The sequence below is a fragment of the Glycomyces mayteni genome, from assembly GCF_042428885.1.
GTDB classification, from domain to species: Bacteria; Actinomycetota; Actinomycetes; order Mycobacteriales; family Micromonosporaceae; genus Glycomyces; species Glycomyces mayteni.
Genome location: NZ_JBHMBP010000003.1, coordinates 1 through 15,995 on the forward strand (window position 1 = coordinate 1; position 15,995 = coordinate 15,995).

16 protein-coding genes are annotated in these 15,995 nt (G+C 70.8%); 5 read left to right on the forward strand and 11 right to left on the reverse strand.

Annotation, left to right across the window (positions count from 1 at the left end; all coding sequences use genetic code 11):
- The 4 genes from ACFFXY_RS12535 to rimP form a co-directional block, all read right to left on the reverse strand.
- On the reverse strand, window positions 1-834 hold an 834-nt coding region (locus tag ACFFXY_RS12535; RefSeq protein WP_382350651.1), incomplete at its 3' end, for a translation initiation factor IF-2 N-terminal domain-containing protein.
- 83 nt (window positions 835-917) lie between these two features.
- Window positions 918-1,280 carry a YlxR family protein gene (locus ACFFXY_RS12540; protein WP_382350654.1) on the reverse strand — a complete coding sequence of 121 codons (363 nt, stop codon included), beginning with the start codon at window positions 1,278-1,280 and terminating at the stop codon, window positions 918-920.
- A complete protein-coding gene (gene nusA, locus ACFFXY_RS12545) occupies window positions 1,255-2,289 on the reverse strand; it encodes a transcription termination factor NusA (protein ID WP_359953438.1) in 1,035 nt (344 codons plus the stop codon). Before nusA ends, ACFFXY_RS12540 begins: the two co-directional genes overlap by 26 nt.
- Before the next feature lie 77 nt (window positions 2,290-2,366).
- The gene (gene rimP / locus ACFFXY_RS12550; protein ID WP_382350657.1) at window positions 2,367-2,828 is read right to left on the reverse strand and encodes a ribosome maturation factor RimP; all 462 of its coding nucleotides are present in this window, start codon (window positions 2,826-2,828) and stop codon (window positions 2,367-2,369) included.
- Between the two features lie 82 nt (window positions 2,829-2,910).
- On the opposite strand from rimP, the gene ACFFXY_RS12555 reads away from it, so the two are divergent.
- From ACFFXY_RS12555 to ACFFXY_RS12575, 5 genes are all read left to right on the forward strand, one after another.
- A complete protein-coding gene (locus ACFFXY_RS12555) occupies window positions 2,911-3,309 on the forward strand; it encodes a hypothetical protein (protein ID WP_382350660.1) in 399 nt (132 codons plus the stop codon).
- Window positions 3,306-3,719, forward strand: a complete 414-nt coding sequence (locus ACFFXY_RS12560; protein WP_382350663.1) for a DUF4439 domain-containing protein — start codon at window positions 3,306-3,308, stop codon at window positions 3,717-3,719. Before ACFFXY_RS12555 ends, ACFFXY_RS12560 begins: the two co-directional genes overlap by 4 nt.
- Before the next feature lie 119 nt (window positions 3,720-3,838).
- Window positions 3,839-4,420, forward strand: a complete 582-nt coding sequence (locus ACFFXY_RS12565; protein ID WP_382350666.1) for a PadR family transcriptional regulator — start codon at window positions 3,839-3,841, stop codon at window positions 4,418-4,420.
- An 8-nt stretch (window positions 4,421-4,428) separates the two neighbouring features.
- Window positions 4,429-5,148, forward strand: a complete 720-nt coding sequence (locus ACFFXY_RS12570) for an ABC transporter ATP-binding protein (RefSeq protein ID WP_382350668.1) — start codon at window positions 4,429-4,431, stop codon at window positions 5,146-5,148.
- The gene (locus ACFFXY_RS12575; protein WP_382350671.1) at window positions 5,148-7,949 is read left to right on the forward strand and encodes an FtsX-like permease family protein; all 2,802 of its coding nucleotides are present in this window, start codon (window positions 5,148-5,150) and stop codon (window positions 7,947-7,949) included. The genes ACFFXY_RS12570 and ACFFXY_RS12575 overlap by 1 nt, the downstream gene beginning before the upstream one ends.
- A 49-nt stretch (window positions 7,950-7,998) precedes the next feature.
- On the opposite strand, the gene map is transcribed toward ACFFXY_RS12575, so the two are convergent.
- The 7 genes from map to ACFFXY_RS12610 form a co-directional block, all read right to left on the reverse strand.
- Entirely contained in the window at window positions 7,999-8,895 is an 897-nt protein-coding gene (map, locus tag ACFFXY_RS12580; protein ID WP_382350674.1) for a type I methionyl aminopeptidase, read from the reverse strand.
- 388 nt (window positions 8,896-9,283) lie between these two features.
- Window positions 9,284-9,817, reverse strand: a complete 534-nt coding sequence (locus tag ACFFXY_RS12585; RefSeq protein WP_359953427.1) for a hypothetical protein — start codon at window positions 9,815-9,817, stop codon at window positions 9,284-9,286.
- A gap of 200 nt (window positions 9,818-10,017) precedes the next feature.
- Window positions 10,018-11,199, reverse strand: a complete 1,182-nt coding sequence (gene ispG, locus ACFFXY_RS12590; protein WP_106362138.1) for a flavodoxin-dependent (E)-4-hydroxy-3-methylbut-2-enyl-diphosphate synthase — start codon at window positions 11,197-11,199, stop codon at window positions 10,018-10,020.
- A 28-nt stretch (window positions 11,200-11,227) separates the two neighbouring features.
- Window positions 11,228-12,499: a M50 family metallopeptidase gene (locus ACFFXY_RS12595; RefSeq protein ID WP_382350679.1), complete on the reverse strand. Its 1,272-nt coding sequence runs from the start codon at window positions 12,497-12,499 to the stop codon at window positions 11,228-11,230.
- Window positions 12,500-12,510: 11 nt separating this feature from the next.
- Window positions 12,511-13,695, reverse strand: coding sequence for a 1-deoxy-D-xylulose-5-phosphate reductoisomerase (gene dxr / locus ACFFXY_RS12600; protein WP_382351988.1), 1,185 nt, complete (start codon window positions 13,693-13,695; stop codon window positions 12,511-12,513).
- Window positions 13,696-13,742: 47 nt separating this feature from the next.
- Entirely contained in the window at window positions 13,743-14,588 is an 846-nt protein-coding gene (gene purU, locus ACFFXY_RS12605; RefSeq protein ID WP_382350682.1) for a formyltetrahydrofolate deformylase, read from the reverse strand.
- A gap of 78 nt (window positions 14,589-14,666) precedes the next feature.
- Entirely contained in the window at window positions 14,667-15,974 is a 1,308-nt protein-coding gene (locus ACFFXY_RS12610; protein WP_382350685.1) for an ABC transporter substrate-binding protein, read from the reverse strand.
- Window positions 15,975-15,995: the final 21 nt, after the last annotated feature.

The window sequence follows — 15,995 nt, forward strand, 5'->3', positions numbered from 1 at the left end:
GGCGCCGCCGCCGGGGCCGCCGCGACCGCCGCCGCGGGCACCGCGCGCGCCGCCGTCACGACCGCCGCCGGCCGGACGACCGGGCATCATGCCCGGGTTCGGGCGCGGAGGCATCATGCGCGGGCTGGGGCGGGGACCGCCGGGGCGCTCGGCGCCGCCGTCAGCGGGACGCGACTTCGGGGCGGGCGTGCCGCCGCCGACGCCGAACGGGTTCTTCGGGCCCGGCTTCGGCGCGCCCGGACGAGCGGCCGGGGCCGGAGCGGGCTTCGGGCCGGGCTTGGGAGCCGCCGCGGCGCGCTTGGCGGCCTCGGCCTGCTCCTGCTGGCGCTTGAGCAGCTCCTCGGCGCGCTTCTGCTCCGCGGCCACCTCGATGTCGCGGGCGGACGCGGGCTTGATCTCGGGCTGGAGCGGGGCCGGAGCGGGCTTGGGGCCCGGCTTCGGACCGGCGGCCGCACCCGGCTTCGGGGCGGCCTTCTTCGCGGCCTTCTTGGCCTCGGCCTCCGCCTTCGCTTCGGACTTGGCGTCCTTGGCGTCGACCTTGGCCTGCATGATCTTGGACGGGCTCGGCGCCGCCGGGCGCGGCTTGGACGCCGCGGGCTTCACGGGGGCGGCCGGCGTCGGGGTCTCGGTCTTCCCGGCCGACGCTGCCGGGGCGCCCTGTGCGGCGTCGTACTCCTGCCGCAGCCGACGCGCCACCGGCGCTTCGACCGTGCTCGACGCTGACTTCACGAACTCGCCCATCGAGCCGAGCTTCGCGAGCAAGTCCTTGCTCGTCGTGCCCAGTTCCTTGGCAAGTTCATGTACGCGGGGCTTTGCTGCCACTGCACTCCTCACATTCGAGGCCGTACGGGCAGCGCCCGCCGACCTCAGCCTTCCACTGACAACCAGTTCATCGGGAGAACTTCATCGCGTGGTCTTCATTCGGTCTCTACCTGCTTTTCGTGTGCGGGAGTCGGCCTCTCGGCCGACTCCGACTCGACAAGGGCTCGCACCATGGCGACGTCCACGGCTCCGTCTATCCTGAGGGCCCTGGCGAACGCACGCTTGCGAACTGCCTGGTCAAGGCAGTTCGTAGAGTGGTGCACATGGGCTCCGCGGCCGCTGAGGCGGCGCTGCAGGTCCGGAATCAAGCGATTCTGGGAACCCTCAGAGCGTTGGACGACGACGCGCAGCAGCTCGGAAGCGGAAGCGCGTCTGCGGCATCCCACACAGGTGCGGACTACCGCTGCGTCACGTTGCGATCCGTTAATAAGTCTACCTCCCGGAGCGGCGGCCGCCACCGGCCGGGCCGGTCTCCTCCTTCGTGCCGCCGGACACGTGCGCGTCGGACTTGATGTCGATCCGCCAACCGGTGAGCCTGGCCGCAAGGCGCGCGTTCTGCCCTTCCCGGCCGATCGCCAGCGAAAGCTGGTAGTCGGGGACGATCACCTCGGTGGAGCGCGTGGACTCGTCCACGACCCGCACCGACAGGGTCTTCGCCGGGGAGAGGGCGTTCGCGACGAACTGCGCGGGGTCGGCGCTCCAGTCGACGATGTCGATCTTCTCGCCGCCGAGCTCGCTCATGACGGCGCGCACGCGCGAGCCCATCGGGCCGATGCACGCGCCCTTCGCGTTGACGTCCTTCGTTGTGGCGCGCACCGCGATCTTGGAACGGTGACCGGCTTCACGTGCGATCGCCGGGATCTCGACGGCGCCCTCGTCGATCTCGGGGACCTCGAACGCGAACAGCTTCTTGACCAGGGCCGGGTGGGTGCGGGAGAGGGTGATCTGGGGTCCGCGGGCGGTCCGGTTCACCTGGATCACGATGGCGCGGATGCGCTTCCCGTGCTCGTAGGTCTCGCCGGGCACCTGCTCGTTCAACGGGAGGGTCGCCTCGATCTTGCCGAGGTCCACGGTGACGATGCCACGCTCGTTGCGCTCCCCGTGGGCCTGGACGACGCCGGTGACGATGTCGCCCTCCTTGCCGGAGTACTCGCCGTAGTTGACCTCGTCGGCCGCCTCGCGCAGCCGCTGGAGGATGACCTGCTTCGCGGTCTGGGCGGCGATCCGGCCGAAGCCCTCGGGGGTGTCGTCGCGCTCGGAGACGACCTCGTCCTCCTCGTCCAACACGGGTACCAAGACATTGGCGATCCCGCTGTCGCGGTTGACCACGACTCGTGCGCGCTCATCGGCCCCGGGGGTGTGCTTGTAGGCGGTCAGCAGCGCCGATTCGATAGCGCCGAGGATTGTCTCGAAAGGGATGTCGCGCTCGCGTTCCAGCGACCGCAGCGCGGCCAGGTCGATATGCACCCGTTCTCCTTAAGTCTTGAGTTGTCCTCACCGCGGCCGTTCAAGGCGTGCGAGCCGGTGGCGTCGCCTTCGGACGCTCATCGCAGCTCGATCTGCACCTTGCCGGGCCCCAGCTCGGCATAGGTGGCCGAACGGCGCACGCCGTCGGCCTCTAGTTCAATCCCCCGCTCGCTGGCATCCGCGATCCGCCCTTTCACGGGCTCCTCCCCGATGTTCACGGCTACCAAGCGCCCAATATTACGCCGCCAGTGCCGGGGCTCGGTCAGCGGACGGTCGACCCCCGGCGACGACACTTCCAGGGTATATGCGGTGTCCGCGAAGGGTCCTCCCGTGGACTCGGCCTCGTCCAGGGCCTTCGAGCACGCTTTCGAGACAACGGCCACATCGTCCAGACTGATCCCGCCGTCCTTGTCCACAAGGACCCTGACGAGGAGTCTGCGGCCGGCCTTGGTGACCGTCAGCCCCTCCAAGTCGTACCCCGCGGCGGACACCGCCGGGTCGAGGATCGATTCCACTTCGGCGCGCTGCTCGTTTCCCATGCGCACTCCTCTCCTATCGCCTAATTCGCCGAGATTAACCGCCCGGAGTCAGAATGGAAAGGCAGCCTGGGAAACTGGGTGTGTGTTCACGACTCGACGCGGACTCCTGGTAGGCGCGGCCGTCCTCACGGCCGCGGGCTGCACCGGTCAGACGGGCCAGATCATCACCGCAGACGCCGACCTCACCGCCGCGCTCCGCACCGCGCGCGCACTCGCGCAAGGAGCAGAAGCCTTGGGATACAACGAGATCGCCGAAGACCACCGCACACACGCCGCGACACTGGAGCGGCTGCTGCGCCCGAGCAGGGTCGCGGAGGAGGAGGAAGCGGCGGCCCTGGCCGACGCGGGCGCCCTCGCCGACGCCGAGACCGCCGGGAGCGCCGAGGCCGCCGAGGCGTGCATGACCACCCAGTCCGACTACGCCGTGCTCTTCGGCGAGATCGCCGCCAGCCGCGCGGCCCACGCGGCGGTGATCGCGTGACCGCGATCGACACCGGCCTGGCCGCCGAGTACGCCGCGATCTACGCCTACGGGGCCGCCGCCGTGCACCTCGACGGCGATCCGAGGGAGCGGGCCGAGGCCCTCGAATCCGAGCACCGGTCCCGGCGCGACGTGCTGCTGGACCACTACGCGGCCTCGGGCGCCGACGCGCCCCCGCCCGAGCCGTCCTACGACGTCGGCGTCATCGGCGACGCGGCGGCCGCGCAGGAGCTGCTGACGACCGTGGAGGAGAGCGTCGCCACCACGTGGCGGGCGGGCGTGGCCGCGTCCGACCCGGACGAGCGGCGGCTGTGCCTCGACATGTACTCGGCCGCGGCCGTCGCGCTCGCGCGGTGGCGGCTCGCCGTCGGCCAGGCCGTGGCCGACCCGTGGCCCGGACGGCCCGAGTAACCCGCTGACCTGGGATCGCATCAAGAACCCATACCGCGTATCCATCATTTGCATACCCGCTATACCCTACTGAGTATCTCTTCACGGTGAAGAGTGTCCCCAGCGATGCGAGGTTGCACATGAGTGTCAAGCACAGCCTCCTGGCGCTGCTCGAACGCGGACCCGCCTACGGGTACCAGCTCCGCTCCGCGTTCGAGAGCGCCACCGGCAACACCTGGCCGCTCAACATCGGCCAGGTCTACACCACCCTCAACCGGCTCGAACGCGACGAGCTCGTCGAGGCCCTCCCCGAGAACGACTCCGGCCAGCGCCCCTACCGGATCACCGACTCCGGGCGCCGCCACCTCGCGGGCTGGTTCGCCTCCCCCGTGCAGGCCGCCGACCGGCCCCGCGACGAGCTGACGATCAAGCTCGCCCTGGCCGTGACCACCCCCGGAGTGGACGTCGCCGACGTCATCCAGCGGCAGCGGACGGCCACCCTCCGGCTCCTTCAGGAGTACACCCGGCTCAAGGCCGCCGAGGACCAGCCCGAGCTGGCGTGGCGGCTGGTCCTGGAGTCGATGATCTTCCGCGCGGAGGCCGAGATCAGGTGGCTCGACCACACCGAGGCCGTCGTGGCCCGCACCGGCCGGCCCGAGCCCCGCCCGTTCCCCCAGCACGCCGACGAGTCCGAGACCGAAGTCCTCCAAGAGAAGCGGTGACCCCCACCATGTCCGTTCTGCAACTCCAGGGCGTCACCCGCGTCCACGGCGACGGCGACAACGCCGTCAACGCCCTCGTCGACACCGACCTGCGCATCGATGCCGGGGAGCTCGTGGCGATCATGGGCCCCTCCGGCTCCGGCAAGTCCACCCTCCTCAACCTGGCCGGGGGGCTCGACGCCCCGACGTCCGGCGCGGTCCTGGTCGAGGGCACGATCCTCGCGTCCCTGAACAAGAAGAAGCTCGCGGCGCTGCGCCGCCGCAGCGTCGGGTACGTGTTCCAGGACTACAACCTGGTGCCGAGTCTGACGGCTGCCGAGAACGCGGCCCTGCCGCTCGAACTCGACGGGATGGCCGCAGGCAAGGCGCGCACGTTGGCGCACGCCGCGCTCGAAGAGGTCGGCCTGGACGCCAAGCAGGGCGACCGGTTCCCTGACGAGCTGTCGGGCGGGCAGGCGCAGCGCGTCGCCATCGCCCGCGCGCTGATCGGGGACCGGCGGCTCGTGCTCGCCGACGAGCCGACCGGCGCGCTCGACTCGGTGACCGGCGAGGAGGTCCTCAAGCTGCTGCGCCGCCGCTGCGACGAGGGCGCCGCCGGGCTCCTGGTCACCCACGACGCCCGGCACGCCGGTTGGGCCGACCGGGTGGTGTTCCTGCGCGACGGCCGCGTCGTGGACTCGTCCGCGCCGCTCGCCGACGCCGAGACGCTCCTCGAAGGGGCCCAGTGATGTTCGCGAGCCAGCGGCTCGGATTCCGCATCGCCCGCCGCGAGGCGTGGCGCTACAAGGGCCGGTCGGCCCTGTCGATCACCCTCCTGGGCCTGCCGCTGCTCGCCGTCGCCATCGCCGCCAGCGCCTACGACACCACGGACCTCTCCGACGAGGAGACCGCCGCGCAGATCCTCGGCGAGAACGAGGCGTACATCGAGTTCGGCGTGCCCGGCGCGCCGATCGAGCAGCACAGCTGGAACGAGCTGTGGCCCTACTACGACATGGTCGACTGGGACGATCCCGGAAGGGGCGTCACCGACCAGGAGATCCTCGCTGAGCTGCCCGTCGGCTCCTGGATCGTGCCCTACACCCCCTACAACCAGTCCGGGACCTCCGTGCAGGTCGAGACCCCGGACGGGCTCGGCCAGATCTTCGGCTTCGCGTACAACCTCGGCGACTCGCTCTACGAGGACGCGGGCCTGGAGTACCTCGAAGGCTCCGCGCCGGGCCGCGGCGAGGTCGTCCTCAGCTCGGCCGCCGCGGCATACCTCGAACTCGGCGTCGGCGACGAGCTGTCGGTCGAGGAAGGCTCCGGCGCGGGGGCCCACGAGGTCAGCGGCATCGTGGAGCTGCCGTGGAACCTCAACGACCGCTACGCCATCGGCGGGATGTTCAGCGACGAGTCGAGCGGCTGGCTGGTCGACACGCCCGAGCCGCTCACGATGGAGCAGGCAGAAGCCCTCAACGCGCTCGGCATGACCGTCTGGTCGAAGTCGCTGCTGGACACGCCGCCCTCGGGCGACTACGCGGACACCGCGGCGGCCGTGAACGACTCGGAGCTGACGATCTACGGCCTCATCGTGATCGTCGTCGTCATGGAGGTCGTGCTCCTGGCCGGGCCCGCGTTCGCGATCAGCGCGCGGCGCCGCACCCGCGAGTTCGCGCTCATGAGCGCCAACGGCGCGACGCCTGCGCAGATCCGCACCACCGTGCTCGCCGGAGGCGTGCTGTTCGGGCTCCTCGCCGCCGTGGCGGCGCTGGTGATCGGCGTCGGCCTCGTCGCGGCGGGGCTCCCGTGGCTGGAGCAGCTCGTCGGCCACCGCAGCGCGGGGCTGAAGGTGATGCCCGCGCTCCAGGCGGCACTCGTGGGGGTGGCGATCGCGACGGGCCTCCTGTCGGCGCTCGCGGCGGCGGTCAGCGCCTCCCGCGTCAACGTCGTGGAGGCCCTGACGGGACGCGCGGGACGCCGCAAGGGCTCGAAGAAGTGGCTGTTCGGCGGCCTCGGTGTCCTCGCGGCGGGCATCGCCGCGGGCGTCGGCGGCGTCATCGTCTGGAACGTGCAGCTGCTCGCGGCGGCGATCGTCCTGGCGCAGCTCGGCCTGGTCGCGTGTACGCCCGCGCTGCTGATGTTCGCCGCGAGGCTCGGCAAGTGGCTGCCGCTGGCGCCGCGGATGGCGCTGCGGGAGGCGGGGCGCAACCGCGGCTCCGCGGCCCCGGCGATCGCCGCGGTGCTCGGCGTGGTCGCGGCGGGCATGGCGTTCTCAATGATCGTGACCGCGGACTCGGTGCGGCAGGAGCAGAGCCAGGAGCGGCTGCTCCCCCAGGGCGACATGACGCTGTCGCTGTACATGAACACCCCTGATCCGGAGACGATCGACTGGGACGCGGCGTCCGCCGAGGCCGAGACGCTCGTGGAGGCGAACCTCGGCGAGGTGCGCCTGGTGCCGGTGGCGATGTACTCGCCGTCCGACGGCTGCGGCGAGACCTCCGACGAGCCGGGCACGGCCGTGGACTGCCAGTGGCAGTTCGTGCGTCCCGAGGAGAACCGGTGCCCGTACTGGGAGACCGAGGTCTCGGACGACGACAGCATGCGGGCGGCCGTGGAGGCGGCGCGCGAGGACGAGCGGTGCGACGAGACGTCGGCCGACGCGGGATGGGGCTCGCTGTACAGCGTTCCCGGCTCGACCGACCCTGAGGTCGTGGCCGCCTACACCGACCTGGAGGGCGACGAGCTCGACCGGGCCGTGGCGATGCTGGAGGCCGGCGGGGTCCTGGTGGCCGACGAGCATGCGGTCACCGACGACGGCATGCTCACGATGGTGCGGTCCCTCACCGTCTACGACGAGGAGGAGGGGATCGTCGACGAGGGCACCGCGGAGACGAGCGAGCTCGCGGTCCCCGCGATGTACGTGGAGCGGGGCCAGCTCGGCTACAACCGCCTGTTCCTGAGCCCCGGCGCGGCCGAGGAGATGGGGATGACCGCGGGCCTGTGGGAGCAGAACTTCCTGGTGCGCGGCGCGGGCGAGGTGGACGAGGCCGCCGCGGAGGCGCTGGCGGCGGACTTCAGCCAGGAGCTGGCCGGCGGCGAGGTGTACGCGTACTTCTCGGTCGTGGACTACACGGACCCGTTCATGTTCTACTTCACGATCGCCGTGACGGGCCTGTGCGCGCTGGTCGCGCTGGGCGCGACGGCCGTGTCGACGGGCCTCATCATCGCGGAGCAGCGCAAGGACATGGCGACGCTCGGCGCGGTCGGGGCGGCGCCGGGGCTGCGCAAGCGGTTCGCGATGTGGCAGACGGCGGTGATCGCGCTGTTCGGCGCCGGGCTGGGCACGGTGGCGGGCGTGTTCGGGTACGCGGTGATCCGCGAGGCCCTGAACCGGCCGTACCGGTGGAGCTACCCGTTCGAGGTGATGTACGGCTGGGAGTTGCCGTGGGCGAGCTTCGCGATCATGCTGCTGGCGGTGCCGCTGGTGGCGGCCGCGGGGGCGCTGCTGTTCACGAAGGCGACGCTGCCGAGCGAGCGCCGGATCACGTAGTGCCGCAAGGAAAGTGAAGGCCCGGCCGCACATGCGGCCGGGCCTTTCGCTATGCCTGTCCGGCGGGGGTCCCCGCGGGGGCGCCCTCGGTGGGGAGGGTGAGGATCTCGAAGCCGTCGTCGGTGACCAGGAGCGTGTGCTCGAACTGGGCGGACCACTTGCGGTCCTTGGTGACGGCGGTCCAGCCGTCGTCCCACATGTCGTGGTCGGCGGTCCCGATGTTGATCATCGGCTCGATCGTGAACGTCATGCCGGTCTCGATCTCGACGGTGAGCTTCGGGTTGTCGTAGTGGGGCACGTAGAGGCCGGAGTGGAACGCGGTGCCGATGCCGTGGCCGGTGAACTGGCGGACCACGCCGTATCCGAAGCGGGCGGCGTACGCCTCGATGACCTTGCCGACGACGTTGAGCTGGCGGCCGGGCTTGACGGCCTTGATGCCGCGCCAGGTGGCCTTCCAGGTGCGCTCGACGAGGTCGCGGGCCTCCTGGGAGACGTCCCCGGCGAGGAACGTGGCGTTGCAGTCGCCGTGGACGCCGCCGATGAACGCGGTGATGTCGACGTTGACGATGTCGCCGTCGCGCACCACCGTGGAGTCGGGGATGCCGTGGCAGATGACCTCGTTGAGGGAGGTGCAGCAGGACTTGGTGAAGCCGCGGTACCCGAGCGTCGAGGGGTAGGCGCCCAGGTCGCACAGGTACTCGTGGGCGACGGCGTCGATCCGGTCGGTGGTGGCGCCCGGGACGGCGGCCTTCCCGGCCTCCACGAGCGCGTCGGCGGCGATCCGGCCCGCGATCCGCATCTTCTCGATCGTCTCGGCGTCCTTGACCTCGGTGCCGGTGAACGGGGCCGGGCCGGGCTTCCCGACGTACTCCGGGCGGCTGATCGCGTCGGGGACGCTGCGGCGGGGACTCTGCCTTCCGGGGCGCAGGGCGGGACGGGAACTCATCGGGCCATGCTAGCGACGGCCCGCGCGGGGCCCGCGGGGCGGCTGTTGCACCGTTACCGAGACGACGCGGAAAAGTGCGGTTCGCGAGGAGAAAACCTCTTGCGTTTCGAATCCCGAATGGGCATCCTGAGATCTCCGGTCCACTCCTTGAGCTGGGCCGGACCCCGCGAGGACTCTCTCCTACCGAGCCGACGCGGGGCGCTGCTCCCGCGGTAGTTCCGCCGTCCGGTTCCGACCGGGGCGGCGGTGTACGACACCTCCCGCGGTCGAGCGCCCCGCCTGTCCAACCCAGGCGGCGTGCAGTCGCCCTGCGTCGGCTCACCACTCCCCGCGAACGCCGAAGGCCCGCGTCCCCCCGTCAGGGGCGCGGGCCTCTCGGACGAAGCGGTCAGGCCGCTTCGAGCTCCTTGGTGGGCTCCTCCGCGTCGGCCTCCGCCGCCGCGGCAGCGGCCTCGGGGGCCGTGACCTCCTGCGCGAGCCGCTCCCACAGCATCCCGCCGGAGTGCGCGATCGCGCCGATGATCGAGGGCACGAACGGCAGCACCCAGTCGGCGAGGAACCCCGTGTGCGGCATGTTCAGCACCAGCATCGCCGAGCCCGCGCACAGCAGGCCCTGGAGGGTGCCGCGCCAGGCCGCGCGGGTGCCGTCGATGACGGCCTCGCGCCGCTCGGTCGCCGGGTCGTGGAACTCCGAGAGCCCCGCGGCGTCCCGGCGGCCGAGGTAGGCGCCGACGACCGCCTGGACCGCCGTGCCCGCCACGACCGCGGCGAGGAGCGTGTTCTTCGTGACGACGTAGATCAGCGCGAACAGCAGCCCGCCGCCGAGGAGCGTCAGGACGCCCCGGATCCAGTCGATCTTCTCTCCGGGGTACCAGTAGTACTTGGTGACGCCCTCGGATATCTGGCGCTCGATCTTGCCCATGTCGATGGCTCCCCTTCCACGGGTGCATGCACGACAGTCATTATGCGTGGCGCGCCGGGACGGGCAGGCGGAATCCCCCGAGTCACCAATGTGGAATTCTGCACATGATGGGCGGGATGTCCGGTTCGCACCCAGCTTGAACTGCCGCTGCTTCCCAGCGTAGGGAACCGTTCGATTGTCGGGAGTCGGCCATCCGACACTCAGTGGACCTTGACGACCGGCCCCGCGAGCTCCTTCAACTCGTCCGGCAGGTCGGCGCCCATCTCCTCGGCGAGGCGCACGGCCTCCTCGATGAGCACCTCCACGATCTGCGACTCGGGCACGGTGCGGATGACCTCGCCCTTGACGAAGATCTGGCCCTTGCCGTTGCCGCTCGCCACGCCCAGGTCGGCCTCGCGGGCCTCGCCGGGGCCGTTCACGACGCAGCCCATGACGGCCACGCGCAGCGGCACCGGCAGCCCTTCGAGACCGGCCGTGACCTGCTCGGCCAGGGTGTACACGTCGACCTGCGCGCGCCCGCACGAGGGGCACGAGACGATCTCCAGGCCGCGCTCGCGCAGGCCCAGGGACTCCAGGATCTGGTTGCCGACCTTGACCTCCTCGACCGGCGGGGCCGAGAGCGAGACGCGGATGGTGTCGCCGATGCCCTCCGACAGGAGCGCGCCGAACGCCGCCGCGGACTTGATCGTCCCCTGGAAGGCCGGTCCGGCCTCGGTGACGCCCAGGTGCAGCGGGTACTCGCACTGCTCGGAGAGCAGGCGGTACGCCTTGACCATGACGACCGGGTCGTTGTGCTTGACCGAGATCTTGATGTCGCGGAAGTCGTGCTCCTCGAACAGCGACGCCTCCCACAGCGCCGACTCGACGAGGGCCTCCGGGGTGGCCTTCCCGTACTTCTGGAGCAGGCGCTTGTCGAGCGAGCCCGCGTTGACGCCGATGCGGATCGGCGTCCCCGCGTCCTTCGCCGCCTTGGCGATCTCGCCGACCTTGTCGTCGAACTGCTTGATGTTCCCCGGGTTGACGCGCACCGCCGCGCAGCCCGCGTCGATCGCGGCGAACACGTACTTCGGCTGGAAGTGGATGTCCGCGATGACCGGGATCTGCGACTGCTTCGCGATGACCTTCAACGCGTCCGCGTCGTCCTGCGTCGGGCACGCGACCCGCACGATCTGGCAGCCCGCGGCGGTCAGCTCCGCGATCTGCTGGAGCGTCGGGCCGATGTCGGAGGTCCGGGTCGTGGTCATGGACTGGACGCTGATCGGCGCGCCGCCGCCCACCAGGACGCCGCCGACGTTGAGCTGGCGGGTCGTGCGGCGGGGCGCCAGGGGCTCGATCTCGTGATCGTGGCGCTTGGTGGGGATACCGAGGTTCACTGCGGTCATAGAGCTAGTCTCCACCCAGATTCGCTGGTCAGTTGAAGATAGTGATCGGGTTGACGATGTCGGCGGTGATGGTGAGCAGCATGAAGCCGCCCAGGAGGACGATCACAGCGTAGGTCAGCGGCATCAGCTTCAAGTAGTCCACTCGGCCCGGGTCGGGCCTGCCCCGCTTGGCGGCCACCCACGACCGGAACTTCTCGTACCAGGCGATGGCGATGTGTCCGCCGTCCATCGGCAGCAGCGGCAGCAGGTTGAACACGCCGATGAAGTAGTTCAGGACCACCAGCAGCATGAAGAACATCGCCCACTGGTCGTACTGGACCATCTCGCCGCCCAGGCGGGAGGCGCCCACGACGCTCACGGGGGTGTCCTCGGAGCGCTCCTCCCCCATGATCGCGTCCCACAGCGGCGGGATCTTCGAGGGCAGCTGGCCGAGCGCGACGAACGTCTCGCGGAACATGTCCCCGGTGTAGGAGACGGTCTCGCCGATCCCATCGATCGGCCCGGCGCCCGCGGCGGTGTAGGGGATCGCGGGGTCGACGTAGATGGTGACGCCAAGGCGCGCAACGGTCTCGACGGCGCCGTCGGCGTTCTCGGCCTCGGCGGCGTACGGGGTGACCTCGACGGTCTTCTCGGCGCCGTCGCGGTCGACGGTGACGGCCACGGCCTCGCCCGGCGTCAGGTCGGAGACGGTGGCGATGAGGGAGTCCCAGTCGGTGACGGCGGTCCCGCCCACGTTCACGATCCGGTCGCCGTCCTCGATCCCGGCGGTGGCGGCGGGGCCCTCGATCTGGCCCTCGGCGCAGTCCCCGGCGGTGCCGGTGGCCGGGTCCGAGGTGACGACGCACGGCGCCACGGTGACCGCGACGTCCTGCTCCGACTCGGCTGCGGCCGAAGCGTACGCGGGGTTGACGCCGATCCCGACGAAGGCCACGAGGATCCACAGGACGACGAACCCGAGGATGAAGTGGGTGACCGAGCCCGCGGCGAGCACGATCGTGCGCTGCCATAGCGGCTTGCGCCAGAAGACCCGCTTCTGGTCCTTCTCGTCGAGGTCTTCCTCCTCCTCTTCGAGGGGGGTCATGCCGACGATCTTGACGAAGCCGCCGAGGGGGACGCCCTTGACGCCGTACTCCGTCTCGCCCTTGCGGAAGGACCACAGGGTCGGCCCGAAGCCCACGAAGTAGCGGGTCACCTTCATGCCGAACGCCTTCGCGGTGAGCATGTGCCCGAACTCGTGGAGGCTCACGGAGATGAGGATCGCCAGCGCGAACAGGGCGATTCCGGTGATGTAAGCGGCCAACTTAGCTCCTTCTAACGCTCGGACGCTGCCAAGACTAGCCGTCGGGCGCTCGACCTCGCCCAGTTCTCCGCTTCGAGGACGTCGGCGACACTGGAGGGCCGCCCGAACTCCGGGGCGTCGTCGAGGACCCGCGCGACGGTGTCGACGATGCCGAGGAACGGGAGGCGCCCGTCGCGGAACGCCGCGACCGCTTCCTCGTTGGCGGCGTTGTAGACCGCGGGCGCGAGGCCCCCGGCGCGGCCGGCGTCCTTGGCGAGGGCGACGGCGGGGAACGCGGTCTCGTCGAGGGGCTCGAAGTGCCAGTCGGCGGCCTGGGTCCAGTCGACGGGGCGGGCCGAGCCGGGGAGGCGGTCGGGCCAGGCGAGGGCGTGGCCGATGGGCAGGCGCATGTCGGGCGGGGAGGCCTGGGCGATGGTGGAGCCGTCGGTGAACTCGACCATGGAGTGGATCACCGACTGCGGGTGGACGACCACGTCGATGTCGTCGTACGCGACGCCGAACAGCTCGTGGGCCTCGATGACTTCGAGGGCCTTGTTGACCATGGTCGCGGAGTTGATGGTGACGACCGGGCCCATGGCCCATGTGGGGTGGGCGAGGGCCTGCTCGACGGTGACTTCGGCGAGGTCGCCGCGGGTGCGGCCGCGGAAGGGGCCGCCGGAGGCGGTGAGGACGAGCTTGGCGACGCGCTCGGGCGCGCCGGAGCGCAGGCACTGGGCGAGCGCGGAGTGCTCGGAGTCGACGGGGACGAGCTGGCCGGGGGCGGCGGCCTCGGCGACGAGCGGGCCCCCGGCGACGAGGGACTCCTTGTTGGCAAGGGCCACTTGGCGTCCGGCCTTGAGGGCGGCGAGGGTCGGGGCGAGGCCGATGGACCCGGTGATGCCGTTGAGGACCGTGTGGGCCTGCCAGGCGGCGATCTCGGTCATGGCGTTCGGTCCGGCGATGAGCTTCGGCATCTTGAACCCGCCCGAGTCCCAGGCGCGCTCCTTCGCGGCGGCGAACAGGCGGAGCTGGACGGCTTCGAGGGCGGTCGCGTCGGCGACGGCCACGGCCTCGGCGCCCAGTTCCACGGCCTGCTCGGCGAGGAGGGCGGGGTTGGACCCGCCCGCGCCGATCGCGGTCACGCGGAAGCGGTCCGGATTGGCGCGGACGATGTCGATGGCCTGGGTGCCGATGGAGCCGGTGGACCCCAGGAGCACGATCTCGCGCTGCTCTTCTTTCGCGACTGTCACGCGGCCATTATCCGCTAGCGGAAAACGACCGTGGAATGCCCGTTCAGGAGAATCCTCTGATCGAGGTGGGCGGCGAGGCCGCGGGCGAGGCAGGTCGATTCGAGGTCGCGTCCGGCGGAGACGAAGTCCTCGGGGGTCATCGCGTGGTCGACGCGGGCGACCTCCTGGTCGATGATCGGGCCCTCGTCGAGGTCGGAGGTGACGTAGTGGCAGGTCGCGCCGATGAGCTTGACGCCGCGGGCGTGGGCCTGGTGGTAGGGGCGGGCGCCCTTGAAGCTCGGCAGGAACGAGTGGTGGATGTTGATGATGCGGCCGGGGAGCTTCGCGCAGAACTCGGGCGAGAGGATCTGCATGTAGCGGGCGAGGACCACGACGTCGATGTTCTCGGCCTCGATGAGGTCGAGGACCTCCTGCTCCTGGGCGGGCTTCCCGCCGGGGCCGACGGCCAGGTGGTGGAAGGGGACGCCGGAGGAGGCGGCGAGGTCGGCCCAGTCGGGGTGGTTGGAGACGACCGCGGCGGCCTCGCCGTGGAGGGCGCCGATGCGGAAGCGGTAGAGCAGGTCGTTGAGGCAGTGGCCCTGCTTGGAGGCCATGATGAGGACGCGGGGCTTGACGGCCCGGTCGGTGAGCTGCCAGTCCATGTCGTATTCGCGGGCGATCTCGGCGAAGCCGACGGCCAGTTCGTCGCGGGCGTGCTCGGTTCTGAACTCGACGCGCATGAAGAAGCGTCCGGAGCCGTGCTCGGAGAACTGCTGGGAGTCCTCGATGTTCGCGTCGCGGCGGGTGAGGAACCCGGAGACGGCGTACACGATGCCGAGGCGGTCGGGGCACGAGAGCGTGAGCACGAACTGGCTGGTCATCGCTCCAATGGTACCCGTGCGGCATGCGGGAGGGGACGGGCCGCGCCCGTCCCCTCCGGTCGTGCAGTGGTAGGGCGCCTAAGCGCCGATGGCGGTGTTGACCTGCTCGATGAAGGAGGCGGTCGACTCCTCGACGGTGGCGCTGCCGAACAGCAGGCCCTCGTAGACGCCGCGCATGATGTCGGCGGCGGCGCCGGAGCCGACCGGCGGGACCGCGGGGCCCTCGGACAGGTCGGGGGTGATCGCGGCGATGAAGTCCGCGCCGAGCTTCTGGTCGGCGGGGAGCTGCGGGAGGATGCGCTCGCGCTGGGCGATGTTGGCGGGCAGGCCGCGGTCGCCGAGCATGAGGTCGAGGGACTCGTCGCTGTTGAGCAGGAAGTCGATGAGCTCGCCCGCGGCGGCCTTGTCGGAGGTGGTGCGGGCGGCGGACCAGAACATGGCCGACTTCAGGAACAGGCCCGTCTGGGAGCCGGTGAACTCCCCCGGCGGGCGCAGCAGGACGAGGTCGGCCCCGAGCACGGTCTGGATCGCGCCGATCTGGTTGGTCCAGTAGAACTCCGAGGCGCCGGTGCCGGTCGCGAGCGGCGACTGGTCCTGGCCGGCGGCGGCGTACTCGACGATCTGGGAGGACTCGGGGATGCCCCCGGCGGCCTGGAGGTCGAGGACGAGCTGCCACCACTCGTTCATGGTGCCCTCGGTGAAGCCGAGGGTGCCCTCGTCGGTGTAGAGGCTCTCGCCCTTCTGGCGGGCGAACACGTTGAACAGGGACTCGTTGCTCAGCGAGAGGCCGGAGCTGCCGATCGCGTCGCCGCCCGCGGAGACGTCGGCGGTGAAGGCGAGGAAGTCCTCCCAGCTCCAGGCGGTGTCGTCCGGCATCGCGACGCCCGCGGCCTCGACGATCGCCGGGTTCACCAGGAGCGCGAACGCGTTGACGCCGGTGGGGATGCCGTAGGTCTTGCCGTCGAACTGCCCGGTCTTGAGGGTGGACTCCTCGATGTTCGACAGGTCGACGTCGAGTTCTTCGAGGGCCAGGAGGGCGTTCTTGTCGGCGTAGTCGCGCAGGTAGCGGTCGTCCTGCTGCATCACGTCGGGGGCGTTGTTGCCGGAGACGGAGACGTTGAGGGCGTCCCAGTAGGCGTCGAACTCGTTGGGGCTGGGCTTGATCGTGAGGCCCTCGTTCTTGGCGAGGAAGGCGTCCACGATCTTCTGGGTGTACTCGTGGCGGGGGTCGGAGCCCCACCACCAGAAGTCCAGCTCGCCGTCGCCGTCGTCGCCGCCGCCGCCGTCGTTGCCGCAGGCCGCGAGGAGGGGTGCGGCCGCCGCGCCGAAGATCCCGGCTTTGGCGAGCGTCCTCCGCGAGACGCCCGAGGGGTTGGGTTTGCGCATTCTTCCGTCCTTTCAGGACTA

Excerpts from the sequence above, each read along its gene's own strand:
- ACFFXY_RS12565 (WP_382350666.1), top strand. The coding sequence starts at position 3,839 with ATGAGTGTCAAGCACAGCCTCCTGGCGCTGCTCGAACGCGGACCCGCC.
- purU (WP_382350682.1), bottom strand. The coding sequence starts at position 14,588 with ATGACCAGCCAGTTCGTGCTCACGCTCTCGTGCCCCGACCGCCTCGGC.
- ACFFXY_RS12585 (WP_359953427.1), bottom strand. The coding sequence starts at position 9,817 with ATGGGCAAGATCGAGCGCCAGATATCCGAGGGCGTCACCAAGTACTAC.
- rimP (WP_382350657.1), bottom strand. The coding sequence starts at position 2,828 with ATGGGAAACGAGCAGCGCGCCGAAGTGGAATCGATCCTCGACCCGGCG.
- map (WP_382350674.1), bottom strand. The coding sequence starts at position 8,895 with ATGAGTTCCCGTCCCGCCCTGCGCCCCGGAAGGCAGAGTCCCCGCCGC.
- ACFFXY_RS12570 (WP_382350668.1), top strand. The coding sequence starts at position 4,429 with ATGTCCGTTCTGCAACTCCAGGGCGTCACCCGCGTCCACGGCGACGGC.
- ispG (WP_106362138.1), bottom strand. The coding sequence starts at position 11,199 with ATGACCGCAGTGAACCTCGGTATCCCCACCAAGCGCCACGATCACGAG.
- ACFFXY_RS12610 (WP_382350685.1), bottom strand. The coding sequence starts at position 15,974 with ATGCGCAAACCCAACCCCTCGGGCGTCTCGCGGAGGACGCTCGCCAAA.
- ACFFXY_RS12575 (WP_382350671.1), top strand. The coding sequence starts at position 5,148 with ATGTTCGCGAGCCAGCGGCTCGGATTCCGCATCGCCCGCCGCGAGGCG.